At 61.6% G+C, this 26,863-nt stretch carries 23 protein-coding genes; 10 read left to right on the top strand and 13 right to left on the bottom strand.

Annotation, left to right across the window (positions count from 1 at the left end; translation table 11 throughout):
- Positions 1-124 precede the first annotated feature (124 nt).
- On the top strand, positions 125-733 hold the full coding sequence (locus JOE32_RS24655; RefSeq protein ID WP_209990161.1) for an HAD family phosphatase: 609 nt from the start codon (positions 125-127) through the stop codon (positions 731-733).
- Between the two features lie 110 nt (positions 734-843).
- The gene (locus JOE32_RS24650) at positions 844-1,110 is read left to right on the top strand and encodes a DUF4404 family protein (protein ID WP_057009578.1); all 267 of its coding nucleotides are present in this window, start codon (positions 844-846) and stop codon (positions 1,108-1,110) included.
- A gap of 54 nt (positions 1,111-1,164) precedes the next feature.
- Here the strand turns inward: JOE32_RS24650 and queF are convergent, their stop codons facing one another.
- The 5 genes from queF to JOE32_RS24625 form a co-directional block, all read right to left on the bottom strand.
- Positions 1,165-1,995, bottom strand: coding sequence for an NADPH-dependent 7-cyano-7-deazaguanine reductase QueF (queF, locus tag JOE32_RS24645; RefSeq protein ID WP_209990156.1), 831 nt, complete (start codon positions 1,993-1,995; stop codon positions 1,165-1,167).
- Positions 1,996-2,061: 66 nt separating this feature from the next.
- A complete protein-coding gene (locus tag JOE32_RS24640) occupies positions 2,062-2,574 on the bottom strand; it encodes a cupredoxin family protein (protein WP_209990154.1) in 513 nt (170 codons plus the stop codon).
- A gap of 24 nt (positions 2,575-2,598) precedes the next feature.
- Positions 2,599-3,843, bottom strand: a complete 1,245-nt coding sequence (locus JOE32_RS24635; protein WP_209990150.1) for a lipoprotein-releasing ABC transporter permease subunit — start codon at positions 3,841-3,843, stop codon at positions 2,599-2,601.
- Between the two features lie 62 nt (positions 3,844-3,905).
- Complete coding sequence (lolD, locus tag JOE32_RS24630) at positions 3,906-4,589, bottom strand: lipoprotein-releasing ABC transporter ATP-binding protein LolD (protein ID WP_209990148.1); 684 nt, start codon at positions 4,587-4,589, stop codon at positions 3,906-3,908.
- Between the two features lie 7 nt (positions 4,590-4,596).
- Positions 4,597-5,847, bottom strand: coding sequence for a lipoprotein-releasing ABC transporter permease subunit (locus JOE32_RS24625; protein WP_209990145.1), 1,251 nt, complete (start codon positions 5,845-5,847; stop codon positions 4,597-4,599).
- A 94-nt stretch (positions 5,848-5,941) separates the two neighbouring features.
- Here JOE32_RS24625 and JOE32_RS24620 point away from each other — a divergent pair, with 94 nt between their 5' ends.
- Both JOE32_RS24620 and JOE32_RS24615 read left to right on the top strand, forming a co-directional pair.
- Entirely contained in the window at positions 5,942-6,520 is a 579-nt protein-coding gene (locus JOE32_RS24620; RefSeq protein ID WP_209990140.1) for a PilZ domain-containing protein, read from the top strand.
- Between the two features lie 44 nt (positions 6,521-6,564).
- Positions 6,565-7,287, top strand: coding sequence for a glycerophosphodiester phosphodiesterase family protein (locus JOE32_RS24615; RefSeq protein ID WP_057009572.1), 723 nt, complete (start codon positions 6,565-6,567; stop codon positions 7,285-7,287).
- A 42-nt stretch (positions 7,288-7,329) separates the two neighbouring features.
- Here the strand turns inward: JOE32_RS24615 and sthA are convergent, their stop codons facing one another.
- Positions 7,330-8,724 carry a Si-specific NAD(P)(+) transhydrogenase gene (gene sthA / locus JOE32_RS24610; RefSeq protein WP_057009571.1) on the bottom strand — a complete coding sequence of 465 codons (1,395 nt, stop codon included), beginning with the start codon at positions 8,722-8,724 and terminating at the stop codon, positions 7,330-7,332.
- 214 nt (positions 8,725-8,938) lie between these two features.
- Here sthA and JOE32_RS24605 point away from each other — a divergent pair, with 214 nt between their 5' ends.
- Entirely contained in the window at positions 8,939-9,472 is a 534-nt protein-coding gene (locus JOE32_RS24605; RefSeq protein WP_209990137.1) for a chalcone isomerase family protein, read from the top strand.
- A gap of 180 nt (positions 9,473-9,652) precedes the next feature.
- Here the strand turns inward: JOE32_RS24605 and JOE32_RS24600 are convergent, their stop codons facing one another.
- A complete protein-coding gene (locus JOE32_RS24600; protein ID WP_032870509.1) occupies positions 9,653-11,116 on the bottom strand; it encodes a glyceraldehyde-3-phosphate dehydrogenase in 1,464 nt (487 codons plus the stop codon).
- A gap of 340 nt (positions 11,117-11,456) precedes the next feature.
- Between JOE32_RS24600 and mfd the strand changes: the two genes are divergently transcribed.
- The 3 genes from mfd to JOE32_RS24585 are packed head-to-tail and all read left to right on the top strand — an operon-like array spanning position 11,457 to position 18,199.
- On the top strand, positions 11,457-14,906 hold the full coding sequence (gene mfd, locus JOE32_RS24595) for a transcription-repair coupling factor (RefSeq protein ID WP_209990135.1): 3,450 nt from the start codon (positions 11,457-11,459) through the stop codon (positions 14,904-14,906).
- Between the two features lie 11 nt (positions 14,907-14,917).
- Complete coding sequence (locus JOE32_RS24590) at positions 14,918-15,484, top strand: CsiV family protein (protein ID WP_209990132.1); 567 nt, start codon at positions 14,918-14,920, stop codon at positions 15,482-15,484.
- A 9-nt stretch (positions 15,485-15,493) separates the two neighbouring features.
- Positions 15,494-18,199, top strand: coding sequence for a DEAD/DEAH box helicase (locus tag JOE32_RS24585; protein WP_209990128.1), 2,706 nt, complete (start codon positions 15,494-15,496; stop codon positions 18,197-18,199).
- Positions 18,200-18,890: 691 nt separating this feature from the next.
- On the opposite strand, the gene JOE32_RS24580 is transcribed toward JOE32_RS24585, so the two are convergent.
- From JOE32_RS24580 to JOE32_RS24570, 3 genes are all read right to left on the bottom strand, one after another.
- Positions 18,891-19,727, bottom strand: a complete 837-nt coding sequence (locus JOE32_RS24580) for an SWIM zinc finger family protein (protein WP_209990125.1) — start codon at positions 19,725-19,727, stop codon at positions 18,891-18,893.
- 124 nt (positions 19,728-19,851) lie between these two features.
- Positions 19,852-20,862: a beta-N-acetylhexosaminidase gene (gene nagZ / locus JOE32_RS24575; RefSeq protein WP_209990122.1), complete on the bottom strand. Its 1,011-nt coding sequence runs from the start codon at positions 20,860-20,862 to the stop codon at positions 19,852-19,854.
- Between the two features lie 135 nt (positions 20,863-20,997).
- The gene (locus JOE32_RS24570; RefSeq protein ID WP_209990119.1) at positions 20,998-21,705 is read right to left on the bottom strand and encodes a TetR/AcrR family transcriptional regulator; all 708 of its coding nucleotides are present in this window, start codon (positions 21,703-21,705) and stop codon (positions 20,998-21,000) included.
- 263 nt (positions 21,706-21,968) lie between these two features.
- On the opposite strand from JOE32_RS24570, the gene lexA reads away from it, so the two are divergent.
- Positions 21,969-22,577: a transcriptional repressor LexA gene (gene lexA / locus JOE32_RS24565; protein WP_003172575.1), complete on the top strand. Its 609-nt coding sequence runs from the start codon at positions 21,969-21,971 to the stop codon at positions 22,575-22,577.
- A gap of 8 nt (positions 22,578-22,585) precedes the next feature.
- Entirely contained in the window at positions 22,586-23,059 is a 474-nt protein-coding gene (gene sulA / locus JOE32_RS24560) for an SOS-induced cell division inhibitor SulA (RefSeq protein WP_209990116.1), read from the top strand.
- Between the two features lie 58 nt (positions 23,060-23,117).
- Here the strand turns inward: sulA and JOE32_RS24555 are convergent, their stop codons facing one another.
- The 3 genes from JOE32_RS24555 to topA form a co-directional block, all read right to left on the bottom strand.
- Entirely contained in the window at positions 23,118-23,351 is a 234-nt protein-coding gene (locus JOE32_RS24555) for a hypothetical protein (RefSeq protein WP_209990112.1), read from the bottom strand.
- Positions 23,352-23,603: 252 nt separating this feature from the next.
- Positions 23,604-24,125: a DUF6586 family protein gene (locus JOE32_RS24550; protein WP_209990109.1), complete on the bottom strand. Its 522-nt coding sequence runs from the start codon at positions 24,123-24,125 to the stop codon at positions 23,604-23,606.
- A 115-nt stretch (positions 24,126-24,240) separates the two neighbouring features.
- Complete coding sequence (topA, locus tag JOE32_RS24545) at positions 24,241-26,862, bottom strand: type I DNA topoisomerase (RefSeq protein ID WP_209990106.1); 2,622 nt, start codon at positions 26,860-26,862, stop codon at positions 24,241-24,243.
- Between the last annotated feature and the right edge of the window lies 1 nt (position 26,863).

The following is a 26,863-nucleotide window of genomic DNA, read 5'->3' as shown; positions in this document are numbered from 1 at the left end:
GCGGGTTTAGGCAGCCACCTGGAAACGTCTTACGAAAAATGCGCAAATTTCTCACAATCAGCCTCGGTGTCATTTATTTGTCATGCCGACTCGATAGCGTCAGAGCTATTTCAGGGATGTTCTGATGCCACACGCTGAGATTGCCGTCGCCACGGCCCCGTCATTGACTGCCGTGCTATTTGGCCTGAGTGGCTGCCTGGTGGACTTCGGTTCCCTGGCCCGCAATGACTCGCCAGCCCCCGACTCCCAAGCCACCCCCGGCGCACTGAACAGTCTGCGCAGCCTGAAGGAACAAGGCGTGCCCTGCGCCTGGCTGGATGAACTGCCGCCCTCGGTGACCGCGCCCCTGGCGGCTACGCTGCCCGCCTGGATCAAGGCCACATCGCCCTCCTCCATTCGCTGGCCCGCGCCTCATGCGTGCTGGCAAGCCTTGATGGAATTGAACATCGAACGCCTGGAAGGCTGCGTGCTGGTCAGCGGCGAGCCGCGCCTGCTGCAATCGGGCCTCAACGCCGGCCTGTGGACCATCGGCCTGGCTTCCTGCGGCTCGCTGTGCGGCCTGGCACCCGAGCAGTGGCAAGCGCTCACCGAGCAGCAACGCGAGCAAAAGCGCGGCAAGGCGACTGTGGCCCTGTATGGGCTGGGTGTGCACTCGGTGATCGACCACCTCGGTGAACTCGGCACCTGCCTGGCGGACATCAGCCTGCGCCGGTTCAAAGGCGAGAAGCCCTGATCGAGAGCATGCACGGCGGGCCGCAGTGGATTAATCTACCGATCAGCCCGTAGACCTTTCGCGGCACGCCGCGGTCTATGCCAGTGCCTATCGATAAAAGGAAGAACACCATGCCTGCCCGCGAAAAACTGCAAGAACAGGTCAACATTCTGCGCGAGCAACTGGAACAGGATCCGCCACTGCCGGCCGAAAAGCGTGAAGCGCTGGAAGCCCTGCTTGCCAGGTTTGAAACGCAACTTGAACTGGAGCCGGCCACCCAGACGCCGAGCATTTCCGACGACGTGAATCAGGCAGCCATTGAGTTCGACGCTGATCACCCGGTTATTTCCGGGACCTTGCGCAACATCATGATCACCCTGGGCAACATCGGTATCTAAACGCTTCATGTGGGAGGGGGCTTGCTCCCTCCCACATTGGGTTTTATGTGCAGGCTACTGACGCGCCAGACGCACGTTCTGGAACGCCACCTCCTCAGTGCTGCGATACGGGTTGATATCCAGCCCGCCACGGCGCACATAGCGCGCGTACACCGTCAACCTTTCAGGCTTGAGCAAGCGCTGCAGGTCGAGAAAAATCCGCTCCACACACTGCTCATGAAAGTCCGAATGCTGGCGAAAGCTCACCAGGTATTCCAGCAGACTGGCGTGATCCAACGCCGCACCGCGATAGTCCACCACCACGCTGCCCCAGTCCGGCTGGCTGGTGACCGGGCAATTGGATTTGAGCAAGTGGCTGTGCACGCTCTCCTCCACCACGCGCGAATCGTCGCAGCGCAGCAGTTCCGGGCGCGGATGCTCATAGTTGCTGACGCTGATATCCAATGCATCAATGCACACCCCCGGCAAGGCCATCACGCCTTCGGCCTCGACCTCGGCCAGGCTGCGGATACGCACGCTCACCGGCTTGCCGGCGGCAAAGCTCAGGTCGTTGTGCAGTGTGGCTTGCAGGTCCTGGGTATCGGCGAACGCGGTCTGGTTCAGTGAATTGAGGTACAGCTTGAAGGACTTGGATTCAATGATGTTCGGCGAGTCGGCCGGGATGCTGAATTCGCCGATGGCCACCATCGGCTTGCCCGAAGGCAACAACCAGGACAGTTCGAAGCAGTTCCAGAAGTCCACGCCCTTGTACGGCAGGGTCTCGGCGCTCAGGCCCAGCTCGGCCCACTTGGCTGCGCGCGGAATCGGGAACAGCAACGAAGGGGTATAGGTGCTGATGTATTCACTGGACTTGCCCAGCGGTGAGTGTTCGGCGGCGGGATGCATGACGGGAACCTGGCTGAATAAACCGCGCCAGTCTACCAGCCTTTGCGCCCGCCCTTAATCATCGCCTCACTCAACGGTCAGCGTGCCGACCATTCCTGCCTGATAGTGCCCCGGCAGGTTGCAGGCGAACTCAAGACCGGTGGCCTTGGCGAAGGTCCAGGTCAGCTCGGCGGTTTTACCCGGCTCCACCAGCACACTGTTCGGGTCATCGTGCTTCATCGCACCATGGCCCATGGCAGCATGATCCATCTTCGCCATGCCAGTGGACGTGAGCATGCCGCTGGCCAGCATCTGCAGCATTTCCTTCTGGTGCTCGGCATGCATCGCCGCGTCGCCCAGGTTGAATTCATGGAGCAACTGGCCTTTGTTGACCAGCACAAAGCGCACGGTCTCGCCGGCCTTTACATCCAGGGACTTGGGCGCGAACGCAATGTCCTGCAGGGTCACCTCGACACTGCGCGTGGCTTTATCCGCCGCCGACGGATGACCAAAGGCGAAGCCGTGCGCCGCGTCGGCCAGAGCATCGACACTCAACACCAGCAGGCAGCCTGCCAATAACAAGGATGTACGCAAGGTCATTTCAACGCTCCCACAATGATCGAATCAGGAATATCTCAAGGCATGCGCCGGCTCGATTTTCGCCGCCCGGTACGCCGGGTACAGCGTGGCCAGAAAGCTCAATACAAACCCCGCCGTGCAGATCAGCAGCACATCCCCACCTTGCAGCTCCGAGGGCAGGTTGCTGACAAAATACACGTCCGAACTGAAGATATGCTGCCCGCTCACCCGCTCCAGCCAGCCCACCAGCTCGCTTACATTAAGCGCGGCAATCACCCCCAGCACGCCGCCGATCAGGGTGCCGACAATCCCGATGACCGTGCCCTGCACCATGAAGATCGCCATGATCTGCCGTGGCGTGGCGCCAATGGTGCGCAAAATCGCAATGTCCGCGCCCTTGTCGTTCACCACCATGATCAGGGTGGCAATGATGTTGAACGCTGCCACGGCGACGATCATCAGCAGCAACAGGCCGATCATGGTCTTTTCCATTTTCATCGCACTGAACAGGCTGCCCTGGGTGTGAGTCCAGTCATCCGGTTTGTAGGCCGCACCGAGACTGGCGGCGATATCGGCCGAGACCTTGGGCGCCGCATACAAGTCCTTTACCGCCAGGCGCACGCTTTGCACCTGATTGGGTTGCCAATGCTGGATCTCGGCGGCGTCGGCCATATGGATCAACGCCATGGAGCCATCCAGCTCGGCACCGACCTTGAAGATACCCACCACGTTCAAGCGCTGCATGCGCGGGGTGATGCCGCCGGGGGCGGTACTGATTTCCGGCACGATCAGGGTCAGTTTGTCGCCCACGTTCAGGCGAAAGCGCCGCGCGGTGATGTCACCGATCACCACGCCGAACTCGCCGGCCTTCAAGTCGTCGAGTTTGCCGCGCACGATGTGCTGGGCCACGATCGACACCTTGCCTTCCTGTGCCGGGTCGACGCCGCTGATCTCGATCGGCTGCATGGCGCCCTTGTAGGAAAACATGCCGTCCATCTGGGTGAAAGGTACGGCAGCGGTCACTTCAGGATTTTTCATCGCCGCCGCTGCCACCGGCCGCCAATCGTCCATCGGCTTCACGCCGACGATGGTGGCGTGGGGCACCATGCCGAGGATGCGTGAGCTCATTTCACGCTGGAAACCGTTCATCACCGAGAGCACCACGATCATCGCCAGCACGCCCAGGGCGAGGCCGATCATCGAGGTCATCGAGATAAACGAGACAAAACGGTTGCGGCGCTTGGCGCGGGTATAGCGCGTGCCGATGAAAATCGATAACGGTCTGAACATTAGCGGGCACCGTCTGAAAAAATGAAAAAGCCCGGCACGTGAAGCACCGGGCCTGAAACGGGTCAGATGGCGACCAGATGACCTTCCTGCAGATGCAGCACGCGATCCATCTGGCGGGCCATGCTCATGTCATGGGTCACCACCAGGAACGCGGTGCGCATCTGGGTGCTCAGTTCCAGCATCAGGTCCTTGATGCCCTGGGCGGTGTGGGAGTCGAGGTTGCCGGTGGGCTCGTCGAGCATCACCAGTCCCGGGTTGTTGATCAGGGCGCGGGCAATCGCCACACGCTGGCGCTCGCCGCCGGACAACTCGGCCGGTTTGTGCTCCAGGCGATGGCCGAGGCCCACGCGCTCGAGCAAGGCCTTGGCGCGCTGGCGTGCTTCGGGGATCGCGGTCTTGCCGATCAGCAGCGGCATGCACACGTTCTCCAGCGCGGTGAATTCCGGCAGCAGATGGTGGAACTGGTACACAAAGCCCAGCGAGCGGTTGCGCAACTGGCCACGGGCCTTTTCACCGAGGGCCGACAGTTCTTCGCCAGCCAGCCATACGCTGCCCTTGGACGGCGTATCAAGGCCGCCCAGCAGGTTGAGCAAGGTACTTTTGCCCGAGCCGGAACTGCCGACGATCGCCACGCGCTCGCCCGGATGCAACTCAAGTTGCAGGTTGGACAGCACCACCACCGACTCCGGGCCTTCCTCGTAGGATTTGCCCAGGTTGCGGCAGCTCAGGATTGCTTTTTCACTCATGCCCGATTCACTCATAACGTAAGGCCTGTGCTGGCTGGGTACGTGCCGCGCGCCAGGCTGGATACAGGGTGGCAAGAAAACTCAGGACCAACGCGGCGCCGCCCACCATCAACACGTCCTGGGCCTGAACCTGGGACGGCAGGTAGTCGATGAAGTAGACGTCGGCGTTGAGGAACTTGTGACCGAGCACTTTTTCCAGCGCGGCAATCGCGGCGCTGACATTGAGCGCGGCCAGGATCCCGACCGCCGTGCCGATCAGGGTGCCGACCACGCCGATCACGGTGCCCTGCACCATGAAGATCGCCATGATCTGCCCCGGCGTGGCGCCGAGCGTACGCAGGATCGCGATATCGCCCTTCTTGTCATTCACCACCATCACCAGGGTGGAGATGATGTTGAACGCGGCCACGGCGACGATCAGCAGCAACAGCAGGCCGATCATGGCTTTTTCCATGCGGATGGCTTGATACAGGTTGCCATGGGTACGGGTCCAGTCGCGCGCGTAGTACTCGGACTCGCCCAGGTGCTGGGCAATTTCCCAGGCGCCGCGCGGCGCATCGAACAGGTCGTTGAACTTGAGGCGCAGGCCTTGCACCTGGTCCGGCTGCCAGCGATGCAGGCGCGCAAGATCGGTGAGGTTGGTAAGGCCCAGGTAACCGTCGATCTCGCCGGCGCCGACGTGGAAGGTGCCGATCACGGTAAAGCGCTTCATGCGCGGGAACATGCCGGCCGGGGTCACGGTCACTTCCGGCGCGACGAAGGTGAGCTTGTCGCCGACGCCCACGCCGAGCTTGGCCGCCGCCTTGTCGCCGATCACGATACCGAAGCTGCCGGGAGCCAGGTCGTCGAGTTTGCCCTGCAACATGAACTTGTCGATGATCGACACGTTGCGTTCCTGGGCCGGGTCGACGCCATTGAGCAGGATTTTCTGCACCTTGCCGTCATGGGTCAGCAAGCCCTGCATCTGGGTAAAGGGCGCTACGGCCAGCACCTTGGGGTTCTGCTTGACCCTGGCGGCCAGGCTTTGCCAGTCGCTGATCGGTGCATCGCCCTCGATGGTCGCGTGGGGCACCATGCCCAGCACGCGGGTGCGCATCTCATGATCGAAGCCGTTCATCACCGACAGCACCACGATCATCACGACCACGCCCAGGGCGAGACCGATCATCGAGGTCAGGGAAATGAACGACACAAAATGATTGCGACGCTTTGCACGGGTATAACGCGTGCCGATAAATACGAAGAGAGGTCTGAACATGTCGGGGCTTGTTCGGAGGAAAAGAAGACGTCCCGGTGGCGGGGGCTGGTCAGCAGCTTTACACTCAGACCATTGCCGCTAACTGGGGTTCGCCATGTCGACATTAGATGAAGAAGAGCGCCGCGAATACTACCGTATCGACGACATGATCGCACTTCAAATCAAAACCTTGTCGGCCCCCGAAGCGGCGGGCAAGGAAGTGTTGCTGGATGATTCACCGCTGTTCAATCTGCTCAGCGAACTGCACCTCAGCGAATTCGAAGCCCAGCACCTGCTGCGCCAACTGAGCGAGAAGGATCGCACCCTCGCCGCCTTCCTGCGCGTGCAGAACAAACGTCTGGACCTGCTCAGCCAGATCATGGCGCGCGGCCTGCTCGATGAAGTCGGCGCGCCGCAGCCGGTGATCATCTCCGAGGGCGGCATCGACTTCCATCACCCGGCCCCCGTGGCACCCGATTCGCACCTGGCGGTCAAGCTGGTGCTGATGCCCCAGGCGCTCGGCCTGCTGCTGCGTGCGCGAGTCACCCAGTGCACGCCACAGGACGACGGCTTTGAGGTGGCCACGGAATTCGAATCCATGACCGATGCCCAACGCCAATTGCTGGCACGCTACATCCTGCAGAAACAGGCGCAGGAACGCCGCCTGGCGCGGGAACAAAGCGACGACCTCTGACTACGAATTCACTACGCCAGCCACCCTGGCGCAAAGGAGCAACTGTGACCCTGATCTACGGCCATCGCGGTGCCAAAGGCGAAGCACCGGAAAATACCCTGACCAGCTTTCAGGAATGCCTCAAGCACGGCGTACGCCGCTGCGAACTGGACCTGCACCTGTCCATGGACGGCGAGCTGATGGTCATCCACGACCCGACCCTCAAGCGCACCACCGACCGGCGCGGCAAGGTGGTCGAGTATTCAGCGGCGGACCTGGTGAAAATGGATGCGCGCAAAGGCGGACCCGGCTGGGTGAAGCCGTGCCCGATCCCGCGCCTGGAGCAGTTGTTCGAACAGTGCGATTTCGATCATTGGCAACTGGAAGTCAAAAGCGCCTCACGCACCCGCGCCGCGACCACCGTGCTGGCGATTCGCGAGATGGCCGTGCGCTTTGGCCTGATGGACAAGGTCACCGTCACCTCAAGCTCGCGGGAAGTATTGAAAGCGGCGGTGGACCTCACCCCGGACCTGTCACGCGGGCTGGTGGCCGAATACGCCTGGCTCGATCCGTTGAAGGTCGCGCAGAACTACGGCTGTGAGTACCTGGCCTTGAACTGGACACTGTGCACCCCTGAACGGCTGGAAAAAGCCCAGCGCCAGGGTTTGCACGTGTCGGTGTGGACAGTCAACGAACCTGCGCTGATGCGCCGGCTCGCCGACTTCGGCGTAGATAGCCTGATTACAGACTTTCCCGGTTTGGCCACTGCCACCCTCGGGAATTACTGAAATCGGTCTCCCCGGCCGGCTCAGGCCACCGGCCGGAGCCGCTCAAAAAAGCCGGTTGAGGCCGTCGTAGGCGGCTACCCGATAGGCCTCAGCCATGGTCGGGTAGTTGAACGTGGTGTTCACAAAGTACTTGAGGGTATTTTGCTCACCCGGCTGACTCATGATGGCCTGACCGATGTGCACGATCTCCGAGGCCTGGTAGCCGAAGCAGTGCACGCCGAGCACTTCCAGGGTCTCGCGGTGGAACAGGATTTTCAGCATGCCTTGCGGCTCACCGGCAATCTGCGCCCGCGCCATGCTCTTGAAGAACGCCTTGCCCACTTCGTAAGGCACCTTGGCCTTGGTCAGCTCGTGCTCGTTCTTGCCGATCGAGCTGATCTCGGGAATCGTGTAGATCCCGGTCGGCACGTCGTTCACATAGCGCCAGCTGCCGTTGTCGATAATGCTGCCGGCGGCCGAACGACCCTGGTCATGCGCCGCACTGGCCAGGCTCGGCCAGCCGATCACATCGCCGGCGCCGTAGATGTTCGTCACGCAGGTGCGGTAGTTCTCGTCCACTTCGATCTGGCCACGGCTGTTGACCTTGACCCCGATGTTTTCCATGCCCAGCTTGTCGGTGTTGCCGGTACGGCCGTTGCACCACAGCAAGGCGTCGGCCTTGATCTTCTTGCCGGACTTGAGGTGCAGGATCACCCCGTTGTCCAGGCCTTCGACCCGCTCGTACTCTTCGTTGTGACGCACGGTGATGTTGTTGTTGCTGAAGTGGTAGCTCAACGCCTGGGAGATTTCCGAGTCGAGGAAGCTGAGCAACTGGTCGCGGTTGTCCACCAGCTCGACCAGCACACCCAGGCCGCTGAAGATCGAGGCGTATTCACAGCCGATCACACCGGCGCCGTAGATGATCAGCTTGCGCGGGGTATGGCCCAGGCTCAGGATGGTGTCGCTATCGTAGATACGCGGGTGGTGGAAATCGATGTCCGCCGGGCGGTACGGGCGCGAACCGGTGGCGATGATGATGTGCTTGGCCACCAGCTTCTCGACCACGCCATTGGCGCAGACCACTTCGACAGTCTGCTCGTCGGCGAAGCTGCCGGTGCCGAAAAACAGGTCGACGCGGTTACGGGCGTAAAAGCCGGTACGCGAGGCCACTTGTTTGGCAATGACTTTTTCGGCGCTTTTCAACACGTCCGGGAAGGAGAACCAGCGCGGCTCACCAATGGCCCGGAACATCGGGTTGGTGTTGAACTGCATGATCTGGCGGACCGAGTGACGCAAGGCCTTGGACGGGATGGTGCCCAGGTGGGTGCAGTTGCCGCCGACCTGGCGACGGCTGTCGACCATCGCCACCTTGCGCCCCGCTTTGGCGGCGTTCATTGCCGCGCCTTCTCCAGCCGGGCCGGAACCCAGTACCACCACGTCGTAGTTGTAGACAGCCATGCGTACTCCTCAGAACAGGCCAGGCGTACGGTTGGACGCCTGGCTAAATCATGCCGCGGCCAGCGGTCATGAAGGACAATTTGGCTCAAGTGTGTGAACCGGGGCACAGTCTATAGAAGGCTCACCGCCGCGCACATTAACCCTTGGTCGCGTCGTAGGCCAGTCTTGCCATACTACAGCACCCAAATCAGCGCTGAATTCAGGAAGGGCCATTATGCGACAACTCTTTATCTGCTTGATGCTCATGCTGTCGATCACCGCGCACGCCAACGATGCCGACCGACTCAGGCAAGCGGCTTTCCGGCCGCAGGTCGAGGGGCTGGTGCTGAAAAATCAGGCGGTGCTCAATTATCTCTGGGCGGATGTGTATGCGGCTGCGCTGTATGCGCCAGCGGATTCGAGCGCAAGGCAAGCCTGGGATCAGCAGAAAGCGCTGCGCCTGGAGCTCTATTACTTTCGCGACATTGACCGCAATGATGTGATCAAGGCCGCGACGGCTACCCTGGAGCGCCAGCAGGCCAGCGCCCGGTTAAAGCCGGAGCTGGACAAGTTGCACGCCAGTTTTCGCACTATCCGCAGCGGCGATCGCTATGCACTGGATGTTCGACCGGGACGCGGTTTGAACCTGGAGATCAATGGCAAGGTGGTGTTCAGCAGTCGCGATGAGGCGCTGGCGAAGGCCTATCTGGGCATCTGGCTGGCGCCCAAGGGCTTGTCCGACAGCCTGCGCAGCGCGTTACTCAATTGAGGAGAATGTTGACTGCCCCGCCGCTATCGGGAGCAAGCCCCCTCGCACATTTCGACTGCATTCACACAGTCGAAATGTGGGAGGGGGCTTGCTCCCGATGAGGCCCTCACAAACAACACAAACTGCGCGCCATAAAAAAGCCCCGAACCAGTCGGGGCCTTTTCATTTCAACACACAGGCTTAACGCGGAAACGCCGGCGGGTTAACCCCAGCCATGTCTTCCATCACGCGCACCACCTGGCAGCTGTAGCCGAACTCGTTGTCGTACCACACATACAGCACAACGCGGTTGTCCTGGCTGATGGTGGCCTCGGCGTCCACCACACCGGCGTGGCGCGAGCCCACGAAGTCGGTGGACACCACTTCCTGCGAGTTAACGTAGTCGATCTGCTTGTGCAGATCCGAGTGCAGCGCCATGTAGCGCAGGTACTCGTTCATCTCTTCACGGCTGGCGGCAGTCTCAAGGTTGAGGTTGAGAATGGCCATCGACACGTTCGGCGTCGGCACGCGGATCGCGTTGCCGGTCAGCTTGCCGGCCAGCTCAGGCAGGGCCTTGGCCGCAGCGGTGGCGGCGCCGGTTTCGGTGATCACCATGTTCAGCGCAGCGCTGCGGCCACGGCGGTCGCCCTTGTGGAAGTTGTCGATCAGGTTCTGGTCGTTGGTGTACGAGTGAACGGTCTCGACGTGACCATTGACGATGCCGAACTTGTCGTTCACCGCCTTGAGCACCGGCACGATGGCGTTGGTGGTGCAGGACGCAGCGGAGACAATCTTGTCGTCAGCGGTGATCTCGCCATGGTTGATGCCGTGCACGATGTTCTTCAGCTTGCCCTTGCCGGGCGCGGTGAGGACAACACGGTCGATACCCGGGCAGGCCAGGTGCTGGCCGAGGCCTTCGGCGTCACGCCATACGCCGGTGTTGTCCACCAGCAGGGCATCCTTGATGCCGTACTGGGTGTAATCCACCTCGGACGGGTTCTTCGCGTAGATCACCTGGATCAGGTTACCGTTGGCGGTGATGGTGCTGTTTTCTTCGTCGATGACGATGGTGCCGTTGAACGGACCGTGCACCGAATCGCGACGCAGCAGGCTGGCGCGCTTGGTCAAGTCGTTGTCGGCACCTTTGCGCACCACGATGGCCCGCAGGCGCAGGCCGTCGCCGCCGCCGGTTTTTTCGATGAGGATGCGCGCCAGCAGGCGACCGATCCGACCGAAACCGTACAGCACCACGTCGGTGCCCTTGCGGGCGGCGGCGCTTTGCTGGCCAACCACGTCGGCCATTTCTTCACGCACGAACTGCTCGGCGCTGCGGCCGGCGCCTTCCTTGCGGAATTTGTAGGCCAGTTTGCCGAGGTCGACCGAGGCCGCGCCGAGCTTGAGCTCGCTCATGGCCTTGAGCAGCGGGAATGTTTCGTGGACGGAGAGTTCGCTGTCGTCGGCGGAACGGTGACGCGCAAAGCGGTGGGCTTTGAGAATCGCGATGACAGACTGGTTGATCAGGCTGCGGCCATAGATCGAGCTCACCACATTGTTATTGCGGTACAGCTGACCGATAAGCGGGATCATCGCTTCTGCGAGTGCTTCACGGTCGATCCATTCACCAAGACACTGGTCGGGCTTCTGAGTCACGGGAACCTTCCACATGTAGGGGCTGAAAAAAGGGGCTACATTATGTCGTCCGAGTGCGCGATGAGCAATGCGCCAGGGCGAACAAAAACCCCTTGCAAAAAACCACCACCCCGCCACAGCCCTTGAAATACGTGGCTTCCAGAAGGCCACCAGTGGCACGCCACGGCCGACTTGTCCGTAACCCTCCGAAATATCCATCGTTTTTGGCACTACATATTGAGTCAAAACCGAGCATTGTTTGTCTTAGCCACTACATTTCCCGAAAACCGCATCAGGCACAGTCAGCAACTGACAGGCGGCACCTCTGGCCGTTACAATTACCGACTTTGTCGCAACGCTTGGAGCTCAACCTTCCGTGCCCGTCCTGCGTCTACCGCTCCTCCCTGCTGCGGCAGGTAAACAGCACTGGGGCAACCTGCCCGGTGCCGCCCTGAGCCTGGCCATTGCCGAGGCTGCCAGCGCAGCCAAGCGCTTTACCCTGCTGCTCACCGCCGACAGCCAGAGCGCCGAGCGGCTGGAGCAGGAGCTGAGCTTCTTCGTGCCGGATTTGCCGGTGCTGCATTTTCCCGACTGGGAAACCCTGCCCTACGACCTGTTCTCGCCGCATCAGGACATCATTTCCCAGCGCATTGCCAGCCTGTACCGCCTGCCGGAACTGGCCCACGGCGTGCTGGTGGTGCCGATCACCACCGCCTTGCACCGCCTGGCGCCGACCAAATTTCTGCTGGGCAGCAGCCTGGTGCTGGACATCGGCCAGAAGCTCGACGTGGAACAGATGCGCACGCGCCTGGAGGCCAGCGGCTACCGTTGCGTCGACACGGTGTACGAGCACGGTGAGTTCGCCGTGCGCGGCGCGCTGATCGACCTGTTCCCCATGGGCAGCAAGTTGCCGTACCGCATCGACCTGTTCGATGACGAAATCGAGACGCTGCGCACCTTCGACCCGGAAAACCAGCGCTCCATCGACAAAGTCGACTCGGTCAAGCTGTTGCCGGCCCGGGAGTTCCCGCTGCAGAAGGACGCGGTCACGCGCTTCAAGGCGCGCTTTCGCGAACGCTTCGACGTCGACTTCCGCCGCTGCCCGATCTTCCAGGACCTGAGCAGCGGGATTACCCCGGCCGGTATCGAGTACTACCTGCCGCTGTTCTTCGACGAAACCTCCACGCTGTTCGACTACCTGCCCCAGGACACCCAGGTGTTCTCGCTGCCGGGCATCGAGCAGGCGGCAGAAAACTTCTGGAACGACGTGCGCAACCGCTATGAAGAGCGTCGCGTCGACCCGTCCCGCCCGCTGTTGCCGCCCGCCGAGCTGTTCCTGCCGGTGGAAGACTGCTTCGCCCGCCTGAAAAACTGGCCGCGTGTGGTCGCCAGCCAGCAGGACGTGGACGCCGGCAGTGGCCGCGAGCGCTTCCCCGCCGCGACCCTGCCGGACTTGTCGATCCAGGCCAAAGCCACGCAACCGTTGGAAGCGCTGTCCAACTTCCTCGGCGACTTCCCGGGCCGCGTGCTGTTTACCGCCGAGTCCGCCGGGCGCCGCGAAGTGCTGCTGGAGCTGTTGGAGCGCCTCAAACTGCGGCCGAAAACTGTCGACAGTTGGCCGGACTTCGTCAACAGCCAGGAGCGCCTGGCCATCACCATTGCGCCGCTCGATGAAGGCTTGCTGCTGGACGACCCGGCGCTGGCGCTGATCGCCGAAAGCCCGCTGTTCGGCCAGCGCGTGATGCAGCGTCGCCGCCGCGAAAAACGCGCCGACCACAACAATGATGCGGTGATCAAAAACCTCACCGAGCTGCGTGAAGGCGCGCCGGTGGTGCATATCGACCACGGCGTGGGCCGCTACCTCGGTCTGCAGACCCTGGAGATCGACAACCAGGCCGCCGAATTCCTCACCATGGAATACGCCGAGGGCGCCAAGCTCTATGTGCCGGTGGCCAGCCTGCACCTGATCGCACGCTATACCGGCAGCGACGACGCGCTGGCGCCGTTGCACCGCCTCGGCTCCGAGACCTGGCAAAAAGCCAAGCGCAAGGCCGCCGAACAGGTGCGCGACGTGGCGGCCGAACTGCTCGATATCTACGCACGACGTGCCGCGCGCGAGGGCTATGCGTTCGCCGACCCCAAGGCCGACTACGCCACCTTCAGCGCCGGCTTTGCCTTCGAAGAAACCCCGGACCAGCAAACCACCATCGAAGCCGTGCGCGCCGACATGCTCGCGCCCAAGCCGATGGACCGCCTGGTGTGCGGCGACGTCGGCTTCGGCAAGACCGAAGTAGCAATGCGCGCCGCGTTCATTGCCGTGCACGGCGGTCGCCAGGTCGCCATTCTGGTGCCGACCACCCTGCTCGCCCAGCAGCACTACAACAGCTTTCGCGACCGCTTTGCCGACTGGCCGGTGAGCGTGGAAGTGATGAGCCGCTTCAAGTCGGCCAAGGAAGTCAACGCCGCCATCGCCGACCTGGCCGAGGGCAGGATCGACATCGTCATCGGCACGCACAAGCTGCTGTCGGACGACGTGAAGATCAAGAACCTGGGCCTGGTGATCATCGACGAAGAGCACCGCTTCGGCGTGCGTCAGAAAGAACAGCTCAAGGCGCTGCGCAGTGAAGTCGACATTCTCACCCTCACCGCCACGCCGATTCCGCGCACGCTGAACATGGCGGTGTCGGGCATGCGCGACCTGTCGATCATCGCCACGCCACCGGCGCGCCGGCTGTCGGTGCGCACCTTCGTGATGGAGCAGAACAAAAGCACGGTCAAGGAAGCGCTGCTGCGTGAACTGCTGCGCGGCGGCCAGGTGTACTACCTGCACAACGATGTGAAGACCATCGAGAAATGCGCCGCCGACCTCGCCGAACTGGTACCGGAAGCGCGCATCGCCATCGGCCACGGGCAGATGCGCGAACGCGAACTCGAACAGGTAATGAGCGACTTCTACCACAAGCGCTTCAACGTGCTGATCGCCTCGACCATCATCGAGACCGGCATCGACGTGCCGAGCGCCAACACCATCATCATCGAGCGTGCCGACAAGTTCGGCCTGGCCCAGTTGCACCAGTTGCGCGGCCGGGTCGGGCGCAGTCACCACCAGGCCTACGCCTACCTGCTCACGCCGCCGCGCCAGCAGATCACCTCCGACGCCGAAAAGCGCCTGGAAGCCATCGCCAACACCCAGGACCTGGGCGCCGGCTTTGTGCTGGCCACCAACGACCTGGAAATCCGTGGCGCCGGCGAGTTGCTGGGCGACGGCCAGAGCGGGCAGATTCAGGCCGTGGGCTTCACGCTTTATATGGAGATGCTGGAGCGCGCGGTCAAAGCCATCCGCAAGGGCGAGCAACCCAACCTCGATCAACCGCTGGGCGGCGGCCCGGAGATCAACCTGCGCCTGCCGGCGTTGATTCCCGAAGACTACCTGCCGGATGTGCACGCGCGGCTGATCCTGTACAAGCGCATCGCTTCGGCCACCGACGAAGAAGGCCTCAAGGACCTGCAGGTCGAGATGATCGACCGCTTCGGCCTGTTGCCCGACCCGACCAAGAACCTGGTGCGTCTGACCCTGCTCAAATTGCAGGCCGAGCAGTTGGGCATCAAGAAGGTCGACGCCGGGCCGCAGGGTGGGCGCATCGAGTTTGAAGCGCAGACGCCGGTGGACCCGTTGGTACTGATCAAGCTGATCCAGGGCCAGCCCAACCGCTACAAATTCGAAGGGGCGACGCTGTTCAGATTCATGGTGCCGATGGAACGCCCGGAAGAACGCTTCAATACCCTGGAGGCGCTGTTTGAGCGCCTCATTCCGAAATCTGCATGAAGGACGCCCCCATGCGCCTGTTCCGCATCTTGAGCCTGTTGCTGGTGGTTGTGGCGCCTGCGGCATTGGCCGACAGTCCTTACCAGGTCGAAATGATCCTGGTGCGCCAGAACGCGGAACCGCTGATCAACAGCCGCCCCGCCGCAGAAGACTGGGACGCCGGCGCACCGCGCCTGGGCGAGCGGATGAGCCCGCCGCGCCTGGGCACCATCGTCGACAAGCTGCGCGCCGACTCAAGCTACACGGTGTTGGCGCACAAGGCCTGGGAGCAGAACCTCGGTGAGCAACCGGTAAAAATCGCGATCACCGACGGCGCCGAACAGTTCGGCCAGTTCCCCCTCCAGGGCGTGCTGCGCCTGCAACTGGGGCGCTTTACCGACATCGACGCGGACTTCTGGATCAACCAGTTCGACGCCAACGGCAGCGTGATCGCCAGCGAACACTTGGCCCAGAAAGACGTGCGCACCAAGAACAATCAGCTCAACTACCTGGACGGCGGCCACCTGGCGTTGCTGATCAAGATCACTTCGCTGACCGCCAAGCCCCCCAGTGCGCCTCCGCCGGGCCTTCAGGACTGATCCTGCGCCATGTCCCTGACGCCGTCGTTGACCAAGCCCCTGGCCCCCTCGTGGGCCAACCGCTTCAAGGAGCAAAGCCTGGAGCGCGGCCGGCGGTATGCGCTGGAAAACCGCGTGCGCATCGTCGAATCCGGCGACAGCACCATCGTCGCCAGTTGCGAGGGCTCGGGCGGCAACGTCTATCGCCAGACCATCTCGTTGCGTGAGTCGGCCAAGGGCATGCTGATCCTGGTGGACAGCCGCTGCACCTGCCCGGTCCACACCAATTGCAAACACATCGCTGCGGTGTTGCTCAAGGTCCAGGAAACCCTGGCCTACCCGGCGGCGGTGCAGGACGCCGAGCTGCTGGGTAAATTGCAGGCCGTGCTCGACAACCGCGTGGTGCTGCCGCAGGTGGTGATGGAGGATGTGCTGCCGGTGCCGCGCCTGTGGCTGGCCAGTGTCGAGTTCAGCGCGTTCGAGCCGCGCAACGGCAAGATGCAGCGCTACATCCAGCACCGTGCGGCGTTGTCGTTCAACTACCTGGGCAACTACGTCAGCGGGCAGAAAAACGCCGACATCATCGTGCGCCAGGAAACCCGGAGCCTGCGCATCAAACGCCACCCGGAGCTTGAGCAACCGTATCGCGAGCGCCTGCGCCAGCTCGGTTTCAAGATCGCCACGCGCCAGAGCAAGGCACTGCCGGAAAGCGCCGGCGAACTGTTCGAGATGGTCAACGACAGCGCCTGGCTGAACTTCACCCTCAATGCATCGCCAGGCTTGCGCGCCGAGGGCTGGGAGCTGCAGATCGATGAGGATTTCGGCTTCGACCTGAGCCCGGTAGACGACTGGTACGCCAGCGTCGACGAAGCGCCGGAGCGCGACTGGTTCGACCTGGAGCTGGGCATCATCGTCAACGGCGAACGCCTGAGCCTGCTGCCGATTCTGCTGAACCTGATGCGCTCCCACACCGAAATTCTCAACCCGGAGAAACTGGCACGGCGCCGCGATGAAGAGCTGATCCTGGTGAATATCCCCGGCCTGCCCAACGGCCACGGACCGCTGCAGGTGGCGCTGCCGTACGGTCGACTCAAACCGGTGCTGGCCACCCTCGGCGAGTTCTATCTGCAGGAGCCGGGCACCACCACGTTGCGCCTGGCCAAGGCCGACGCGATTCGCTTGAACCCGTTGCAAGACCTGCCGCTGCAATGGGAAGGCGGCGAAAAGATCCGCAACTTTGCCCAGCGCCTGCGCGACATCAAGGACTTCACCTGCGTCGCGCCCCAAGGCTTGAATGCGACGCTGCGCCCGTACCAGTTGGAGGGACTGAGCTGGATGCAGTCACTGCGCCAGTTGGACGTGGGCGGGATTCTGGCGGATGACATGGGCCTGGGCAAAACCCTGCAAACCCTGGCGCATATCCTTACGGAAAAGGCCGCCGGGCGCCTGGACCGGCCGTGCATGGTGGTGATGCCCACCAGCCTGATTCCCAACTGGCTCGACGAAGCCGCGCATTTCACCCCACAACTCAAGGTGCTGGCGCTGTACGGCGCCGGGCGCAAGAAATATTTCGCGCCGTCGAAGGATCAGAGCCTGCAGGACTACGACCTGCTGCTGACCACCTATGCGCTGCTGCCCAAGGACATCGAACAGCTCGCCGCCCTGCCCTTGCACGTGCTGATCCTCGATGAAGCGCAGTACATCAAGAACCCCAACAGCAAGGCGGCCCAGGCGGCACGCGGGCTGAATGCACGCCAGCGCCTGTGCCTGAGCGGTACGCCGCTGGAAAACCACCTGGGCGAGTTGTGGTCGCTGTTCCACTTCCTGCTGCCGGGCTGGCTGGGGGACGTCAAAAGCTTCAATCGTGATTACCGCGTGCCCATCGAAAAGCGCGCCAGTGAGGTGCGCTTGCAGCACCTCAACGGTCGGATCAAACCCTTCCTGTTGCGGCGCACCAAGGAACAGGTGGCCACCGAATTGCCGCCCAAGACCGAGATCATTCATTGGGTCGATCTCAACGAGGCGCAGCGCGACGTGTACGAAACCATGCGCCTGGCCATGGACAAGAAAGTCCGTGACGAGATCACCCGCAAGGGCGTGGCGCGCAGCCAGATCATCATCCTCGAGGCGCTGCTGAAGTTGCGCCAGGTGTGCTGTGACCTGCGCCTGGTCAACGACGCCAGCCTGCCCGCCCATGGCAGCAGCTCGGGCAAGCTCGACAGCCTGATGCAGATGCTCGATGAGTTGTTTGCCGAGGGGCGCAGGGTGCTGCTGTTCTCGCAATTCACTTCGATGCTGAGCCTGATCGAAGTGGAGCTGCAACAGCGCGGGATCGCCTACGCCTTGCTCACCGGCCAGACCCGGGATCGGCGCACGCCGGTCAAGGACTTCCAGAGCGGCAAGTTGCAGATATTCCTGATCAGCCTCAAGGCCGGCGGTGTGGGGTTGAACCTGACCGAAGCCGACACCGTGATTCACTATGATCCGTGGTGGAACCCGGCCACCGAAAACCAGGCCACCGATCGCGCATACCGCATCGGGCAAGAGAAGCCGGTGTTCGTGTACAAGATGATTGCGCGGGGCACGGTGGAGGAGAAAATCCAGCACCTGCAGAAGGAAAAGTCGGATCTGGCGGCGGGCGTACTGGACGGCCGAACCACCGGGGATTGGCAGTTGGGCAATGACGATATTGAGGCGTTGTTTGCGCCGTTGCCCAATAAACAGGAAAAGCGTTGACCGGATAGAGCGGTTCTGTGGCGAGCAGGCTTGTCCTGCGTTGGGCTGCGCAGCAGCCCCAAAACCAGACGCTGAGCCGTATCAGGTACACCGCGTTTTGCTTGATTGGGGGCGCTTCGCACCCCAACGCGGGGCAAGCCCGCTCGCCACAATAAGCCCACACATTTTCCTTAACTGAACGGCATTAGGGCTAACCCCGCGTTGGGCTGCTAAGCAGCCCCAAAACCAGGCTCCGCGCAGTGTCAGACAGACCGCGTTGTCCTTGATTGGGGGGGGCTGCGAACCCAACGCGGGGCGAGCCCTAACGCCGTTCAGTTAAGCGCAGATTCCCTGTGGCGAGCAGGCTTGTCCTGCGTTGGGCTGCGCAGCAGCCCCAAAACCAGACGCTGAGCCGTATCAGGCACACCGCGTTTTGCTTGATTGGGGGCGCTTCGCACCCCAACGCGGGGCAAGCCCTAATGCCGTTCAGTTAAGCGCAGATTCCCTGTGGCGAGCAGGCTTGTCCTGCGTTGGGCTGCGCAGCAGCCCCAAAGGCAGGCGCTGAGCCGTATCAGGTACACCGCGTTTTGCTCGATGGGGGGCGCTTCGCACCCCAACGCGGGGCAAGCCCGCTCGCCACAATAAGCCCACAAGAGCCCTCTTGATCGTTCCCACGCGTGGGAACAATCAAAATTTCCTTAACTGAACGGCATTAGGGCAAGCCCGCTCGCCACTGCGGTCGGTGGCTGCCGTCCGATTGCACGGCCCAGTTGAAATGAGCCACACGCGTGGCGCCTGCGTTCAGGGGCAACTGAGCATCGAAGTCCAGGTAGAGGCGCTCGGTCTTGAGCGCCAGCTTGAGAATTTCAGCGCCGTCCTCCCCCTCCAGCGGAAAACTGCTGCCGTGCCGCCCATAGGCTCTTCCAAGCAACAGCAACCGACAAATACGCTTGTCCACCTCCAACATGTACGCCGGCGCGCGCGACAGGGTTTCATCGAGGGAATACAGGGCCTTGATGTCGCCGAAACCGCCCTTTTTCAGGGGGCGCGCCCGATAGACACTCAGCGACCAGCGATTTGAATAAGCATCCGGATTGAGCTGGTACAACAGGCAGATGGTGCTGCCTTTGGGTAATGACTCAATCGCGGGAGTGGTGGCAGGGATCGTGTTGAGCCATTGCTCGATCTGCGGATGAAGACGCTCGCTCGGTGCCTGCGCAGGTTCTCCTGGCTCATCCTGCTCATTCGATAGCATGTTCATGCTCAACTCGAACAAGACGGCAGCAGCATGTTTGCAGTCCATCCCCACAGGGCAGGAACACACGCAATGCATATCGCTGAAGCCCGGGCCGCCTGTGGCGGCCAGCGTGATCACCACCGAATAGACATTGCCGCCAGAGCCTCTGCATTTTGCAATGAGTCGCTGGGCGCCGACCTCGACCAGTTGGATGCGGCCTTCATCGGCATAGTCAAAAGCACGCTCAAGCGTGCTACGCGTAAAGTTATCCTGCCAGTCCAGGCTAGCGAGACGTTTGATCAGATCGCTCATGGGTACACACTTTACACCGGCCGTTAAACAGATAAAGACGGATATGTCCTGCCTACCAGTACGAACGTACAGCCACTTGATTCGGAGGCTTCCTACACTTGAAGCCGCGGACAAACACCGCTTGTCACTCGATCAATTGCGCATCCCGCAGCGCACCTGTCGCCAGCATCCAACGCGGGTCCTGCTTGTAGTCCGTCGACGCAATTGCCTGGCCGCGCATCCGCGCAATGCGCGCAGAGGGCGTGACCTTCATCCGTTGCGCGGCGGTGAGTGCAAGCTCGGCGGCCGCGCGATCGTTGCACACCAGCCCCATGTCGCAGCCGGCAGTCAGCGCTGCTTCGATACGGCTGGCGGCGTCGCCGACCACATGGGCGCCGGCCATGGACAGGTCATCGCTGAAAATCACGCCGTCAAATTGCAACTCGCCACGCAGGATGTCCTGTAACCAGCGTCGCGAAAAGCCGGCTGGCTGGGCGTCAACCTGCGGGTAGATAACGTGCGCCGGCATCACTGCCGCCAATTGCCGACTCAGCCGCGCGAAAGGCACCAGGTCATTGGCGCGAATCTGCTCCAGGCTGCGTTCGTCATTGGGAATGGCGACGTGGGAATCCGCCTCGGCCCAACCGTGGCCGGGGAAGTGTTTACCAGTGGCGGCCATACCGGCGCTGTTCATGCCGCGAATAAAGGCACCGGCGAGTACGGCAGCGCGCTCGGGGTCGCCCTCGAAGGAACGGGTGCCCACCACGGCGCTGCGCTGGTAGTCCAGGTCCAGCACCGGGGCGAAGCTCAGGTCCAGGCCAACCGCCAGCACTTCAGTGGCCATGATCCAGCCGCACTGCTCGGCCAGGTATTCGGCGTTGGGGTTGTCCGCCAGCGCACGCATGGCCGGCAGGCGTACAAAACCCTGGCGCAGGCGCTGTACGCGACCGCCCTCCTGATCGACCGCCAGAAGCAGGTCCGGACGCACCGCGCGTATCGCCGCGCTCAGCTCACGCACCTGCCGCGGATGCTCGATATTGCGCGCAAAAATGATCAGACCGCCGACCTCAGGCTGGCGCAACAAGTGGCGATCCTCGGCCGTCAGCCATGTACCGGCAACGTCGACCATCAAAGAACCTTGCAGGGCAGCAGTCATAAACCTTCCTTTAATAACGCGCACACCCCGTCGCCCTCACCAGGTACGGTGAGCACGACGGGTTGCGAGTAAATAGCTGAAATCGGCATGGCGGCTACTTTAGCGGATGCAAGCAGCCAAGCACACCCGCAGCGGTCAAACCTTGGCGGGCGCGGGTGCAGTTTTGCTGCGTGGGCGCAGTTGGGCGTCAGCCATGGCGGGGTCGGTGACACCGGTTTCGGCGCGCATGCCGGCGGCCAGGAACGGCACCATCAGGCGCATCACTTGCTCAATGGAGGTGTTGACGCCGAAATCGGTCTCGGCAATCGCACGCAGTGCCTTGATCCCGGACATGCTGAACGCGGCCGCGCCCAACATGAAGTGCACGCGCCAGAACAGTTCGATGGGCGGAATGCGCGGAGCGGCTTCGTTGACCAGCAACATGTAGCGACGGAACACCTTGCCATACATGTCTTCAAGGTAACGACGCAGGTGGCCCTGGCTCTGGCTGAACGCCAGGCCCAGCAAGCGCATGAAGATCGACAGGTCGTTTCCGCTGCGCGGTTGAACCACCAGGGCCTGCTCGACGAGCATCTCCAACAGGTCTTCCAGACTCGGCTTGTGGTCGGCCTTGGCCTGGCGGCGCTCCAGCTCGCGGTCGAGGCTGGCGCAGAACGGCCCCAGAAAGCGCGAAAACACCGCCTGGATCAAGGCTTTTTTCGAGCCGAAATGGTAGTTCACTGCGGCCAGGTTAACCCCGGCCTTGCTGGTGATCAGGCGCAATGAAGTTTCGGCGAATCCTTTTTCCGCGAACAATTGCTCGGCGGCATCGAGAATGCGTTCAACGGTTTCCGACTGGGCCATGGCTACTCCGCCTGACAAACACTTGTTTGAAACATACGTTTCAAGGTATGTCTTGTCAAGCCTGTGAGTTCGTTTTCCGGCCGGGCAGTCACCTTTTTCACCGGTATTTAATCACATCCTTGACGGTGCGTAGGCAGCGCTATCTCTGCCTTGTGGGAAGCCTGCCGAATGACCGTCCAGCGGAGGTGTGGAAAAGGATGATTGCCAAGCGCAGTCCACTGTATATAATCCCAGTCACTGTATAAAAAGACAGAGCGATCAACATGCTAAAACTGACGCCACGCCAAGCTGAGATTCTGGCTTTTATCAAGCGCTGCCTCGATGACAACGGCTACCCGCCGACGCGAGCGGAAATTGCGCTGGAGCTGGGGTTCAAATCCCCCAATGCCGCTGAAGAACACCTCAAGGCCCTCGCCCGCAAAGGCGCGATCGAGATGACCCCAGGCGCTTCACGGGGAATCCGCATCCCCGGTTTTGAAGCCAAGGCCGACGAGTCGACCCTGCCGATCATTGGCCGAGTCGCTGCCGGTGCGCCGATCCTTGCGCAGCAGCACGTCGAGGAATCCTGCAACATCAATCCGACTTTCTTCCACCCTCGCGCCGACTACCTGCTGCGGGTACATGGCATGAGCATGAAGGACGTGGGCATTTTCGACGGTGACCTGCTGGCAGTGCACACCACCCGCGAAGCGCGTAACGGCCAGATCGTCGTCGCCCGTATCGGCGATGAAGTGACGGTCAAGCGCTTCAAGCGTGAAGGCAGCAAGGTCTGGCTGCTGGCCGAGAACCCTGAGTTCGCCCCGATTGAAGTGAACCTGAAAGATCAGGACCTGGTGATCGAAGGCTTGAGTGTCGGCGTCATACGCCGCTAGGAGGCATCATGCAGTTCATGCACACCCCGCAACAGGCACAACTGTCGCTGTTTGAGGCCTTCATGGCTCAACCACTTGCGCCGCTGCTCAAGGAAACGGTCGAGGCCCCGTGGGGGTCCGAGGCCGAGGCGTTCAGTGAATTGTCGTTGCGCGGTGCTGCCGGGAACTGCCTGAGCCTGCTGGCGCCGATCCTTCGGGAATTGAGCGAGGAGCAGGACGCGCGCTGGTTGACGCTGATCGCCCCGCCCGCCAGCCTTACTCAGGCCTGGCTGCGGGACGCCGGCCTTAATCGCGAGCGCATCCTGTTGCTGCAGCCACGCGGCCTGCAAAGCGCCCAGCAGTTAACCTGCGAAGCATTGCGCCTGGGCCGTAGCCATACGGTGGTGAGCTGGTTGAATCCTTTGAACCCGACTACCAAACAGCAACTGATCAGTGCTGCTCGCATGGGCGATGCGCAGAGTTTGAATATTCGACTGGGGTAAACGGGGTTTTTGTGGCACGCGGGCTTGCCACAAAAATCCATTCAGTCTTGGCAGTGATTCAGTGAAGTACCTTCGGGCCATCGTCTTTCTCCGGCTCACCTTCCGCCAGACGACCGGCCATCTGCACACCCACGCTCAACATGGCTTTTGCCACTTCCACGTGCTGGCCTTGCAGGAACACCTTGGCGTCCTCGGAAAAGTCCAGAATAACCAGAGAACCTTCGTCCTCAGCCCGGCGCAGTTCGATGCGGCCGTCAGGCAGTTCAACAATTTCCAGAAAGGACGTCGGCATAAAAATCTGTTCTCCACGAAAGGCCGGGATTATATCAGTCATCCACCCGGCTTCGCTGTGGAACTGAAGAGGTTTCTTTACGGCTTGATGAATGGCGCTTTAGCGCAAGAAATACGAAAAACACAATCGAACGGTGGGAGGGAGCTTGCTCCCGATAGCGGTATGTCAGTCGATATCTCCATTGCTGACACATTGCTATCGGGAGCAAGCCCCCTCCCACAGCTTTTATCTGTGAGCATCAGTGACGCCGTTTCAGCACTCGTTCAAACCTTCGCGAAAGCGCAACGCCAGCTTTTTCAGCTCCTGGCGCCAGCTTTCCAACTCCTCACGGCTCAACGGCTTGGGCTCATCGTCTTCCAGCGAAATAGCCACAATCAACGGCTGTGTCACATCCCCCTTGGGCACGTGAGGCACACGCGGCGGCTGGAACATGTCGGCATGAGCCTTGAGCAGGCGCGCTATCCAGCTGTCCGGGCTCTGGGCCATTTCCACCAGCTCGGCCAGCTCGGGAATAGCCATACTCTCCAGCACTTCACGGGTCATGATCAATTCCGCACGGGGCGCACCGGCCTGCGGCAGACGGTAGTACCCGGCGATTTCATGGCACAGCCCCAGTAACGCACCATACAGATGAAACAAGGCAGCTTCCCGACCGGCCTGGGTCAGCGCGATAGCGTTCATCTCTTTGCCTTGCTCGGCACGGCCGAGGGCTTCCAGGGACAAACCCGCGAAGTAAATTTTCTGGTTGGTACGGGTATAGAGTTCGTTGGCCATGACGGCAATCTCCACAACGAATAAGCCTGATGCTGACAGTGTGGGAGCAAACTCGCTCCTACAAAAAGCAAAAGCCGTCTATACAGACGGCTTTCAACCTTAACAGACTAGCGAATCAAGCGCCCTGGCGCTTGTCCTCCACTTTCCACTTGCCACCGTCGTAGAAGGCTTTCCAGCCAGTCGGCTTGCCGTCCACTTCGGTCTGCACGTACTGCTCCTTGGTTTTGCGGCTGTAGCGGATCACGGCTGGACGACCATCCGGATCCTTCTTCGGCGCTTCACACAGGAAGTGGTACTTGGGATCGATTTCGTCCTTGTGCGGCACGATTTCCAGCACCAGCGGTGCACGGGTCTCGCGGTTTTTCGGGAACTGGCTGGCCGCCAGGAACAGCCCCGACGCACCGTCGCGCAGGATATAGGTGTCGTTGACCTTCTCGCACTTGAGCTCGGGCATCTTCACCGGGTCCATCTTCGGTGGCGCTGCGTCACCGCTTTTAAGCAGCTTGCGGGTGTTCTTGCAGGTCGGGTTGGTGCAACCGAAGAACTTGCCGAAACGGCCGGTCTTGAGCTGCATTTCACTGCCGCACTTGTCACACTCCAGGCTCGGGCCTTCATAGCCCTTGATGCGGTAGCTGCCCTCTTCGATCTCGTAACCGTTGCAATCCGGGTTGTTACCGCAGATGTGCAGCTTATGCTTCTCGTCCAGCAGGTAAGCGTCCATCGCCGTGCTGCAGATCGGGCAGCGATGCTTGCCACGCAGCACCAGCGACTCGGACTCACCCTCGTCATCGGCGGCGATTTCATCGCCCGGAACCAGGTTAACGGTGGCCTTGCAGCGCTCCTTGGGCGGCAGGCTGTAGCCCGAGCAGCCGAGGAACACGCCGGTGGACGCGGTACGAATCTGCATTGGCCGGCCGCAGGTCAGGCACGGAATGTCAGTCATCACCGGCTGGTTGGCGCGCATGCCGGTGTCAGGGCTTTCGGCCACTTCGAGCTTCTTCTTGAAGTCGCCGTAGAACTCGTCCAGCACGTTTTTCCAGTCGCGCTCGCCCTGGGCCACGTCATCGAGGTTCTCTTCCATACCGGCGGTAAAGCCGTAGTCCATCAGGTTGGAGAAGCTCTCGGACAGACGCTCGGTGACGATATCGCCCATTTTTTCCGAGTAGAAGCGACGGTTGTGCAGCGCCACGTAGCCACGGTCCTGGATGGTAGAGATGATCGCCGCGTAGGTCGAAGGACGACCGATGCCGCGTTTTTCCATCTCTTTCACCAGGCTGGCTTCCGAGTAACGGGCCGGTGGCTTGGTAAAGTGCTGGGACGGGTCGAGCTTGATCAGCTTCAGCGTGTCGCCCTGGGCCATGTCCGGCAGTACATCGTCATCACCCGGTTTGGCGATTTGCGGCATCACGCGGGTGTAGCCGTCGAACTTGAGGATGCGGCCCTTGGCACGCAGCTCGAAGTCGCCGGCACCCACGCTCACCGTGGTGGACAGGTACTGCGCAGGCAGCATCTGGCATGCCAGGAACTGGCGCCAGATCAACTCGTACAGGCGCTCGGCGTCGCGCTCCATGCCGCTCAGCTTGCTCGGCTCAGTGTTGGCGTCGGAAGGACGAATCGCTTCGTGAGCCTCCTGGGCGCCTTCCTTGCTGCTGTAGACGTTCGGCTTCTCCGGCAGGTACTTCTTGCCGAATTCGCTTTCGATATAGGTACGCGCCATTGCCACCGCGTCCTGGGACAGGTTGGTGGAGTCGGTACGCATATAGGTGATGTAGCCAGCTTCGTACAGACGCTGGGCCATCATCATGGTTTTCTTCACACCGAAGCCCAGCCGGTTGCTCGCGGCCTGTTGCAGCGTGGAGGTGATGAACGGCGCCGACGGCTTGCTGCTGGTCGGCTTGTCTTCACGCTTGACGATGCTGTAGCTGGAGGCCTTGAGCTTCTCCAGCGCGGCCATGGCCTGGGTTTCGTTCAGCGGTTTGAACGCCTCGCCTTTCTCGCGGGCCACTTCAAAGCGCACATTGTTGCCCTTGGCGGTGCCGAGGTCCGCGTGGACTTCCCAGTACTCTTCGGGGTTGAACGCACGGATCTCGCGCTCACGCTCCACCACCAGCTTGACCGCTACCGATTGCACCCGACCGGCGGACAGGCCACGGGCAATCTTCGCCCACAGCAGTGGCGAAACCATGTAACCCACCACACGGTCGAGGAAACGACGCGCCTGCTGGGCGTTGACACGGTCGATGTCCAGCTCGCCCGGCTTGGAAAACGCTTCCTGGATGGCTTTCTTGGTGATTTCGTTGAACACCACCCGCTTGTAGCGGCTGTCGTCACCACCGATGGCTTCGCGCAGGTGCCAGGCAATGGCTTCCCCTTCGCGGTCCAAGTCCGTCGCGAGATAGATGGTGTCGGCATCCTTGGCGAGCCGGCGCAGCTCTTCGATGACCTTTTCCTTGCCCGGAAGGATTTCGTACTTGGCCTTCCAGCCATGATCCGGGTCCACACCCATGCGCGAGACCAGCTGCTTGCGCGCTTTCTCTTTTGGCGTGAGTACCGGACCTTCGCCCGCGGCGGCCTTGCCGCGTTTGGCGGCAGGCTCCTTGCTGGCGCTAGCCGAACCGCTGGTGGGCAGGTCTCGGATATGGCCGATACTCGACTTCACCACGTACTCGTTGCCCAAGTACTTGTTGATGGTCTTGGCCTTAGCCGGGGATTCCACAATGACCAGCGATTTGCCCATG

Source organism: Pseudomonas sp. PvP025 (assembly GCF_017832155.1).
In the GTDB taxonomy this organism is placed as follows: Bacteria; Pseudomonadota; Gammaproteobacteria; order Pseudomonadales; family Pseudomonadaceae; genus Aquipseudomonas.
Note: the sequence above shows the minus strand (reverse complement) of the source record. Positions and strands in the feature narration are given on the sequence as shown.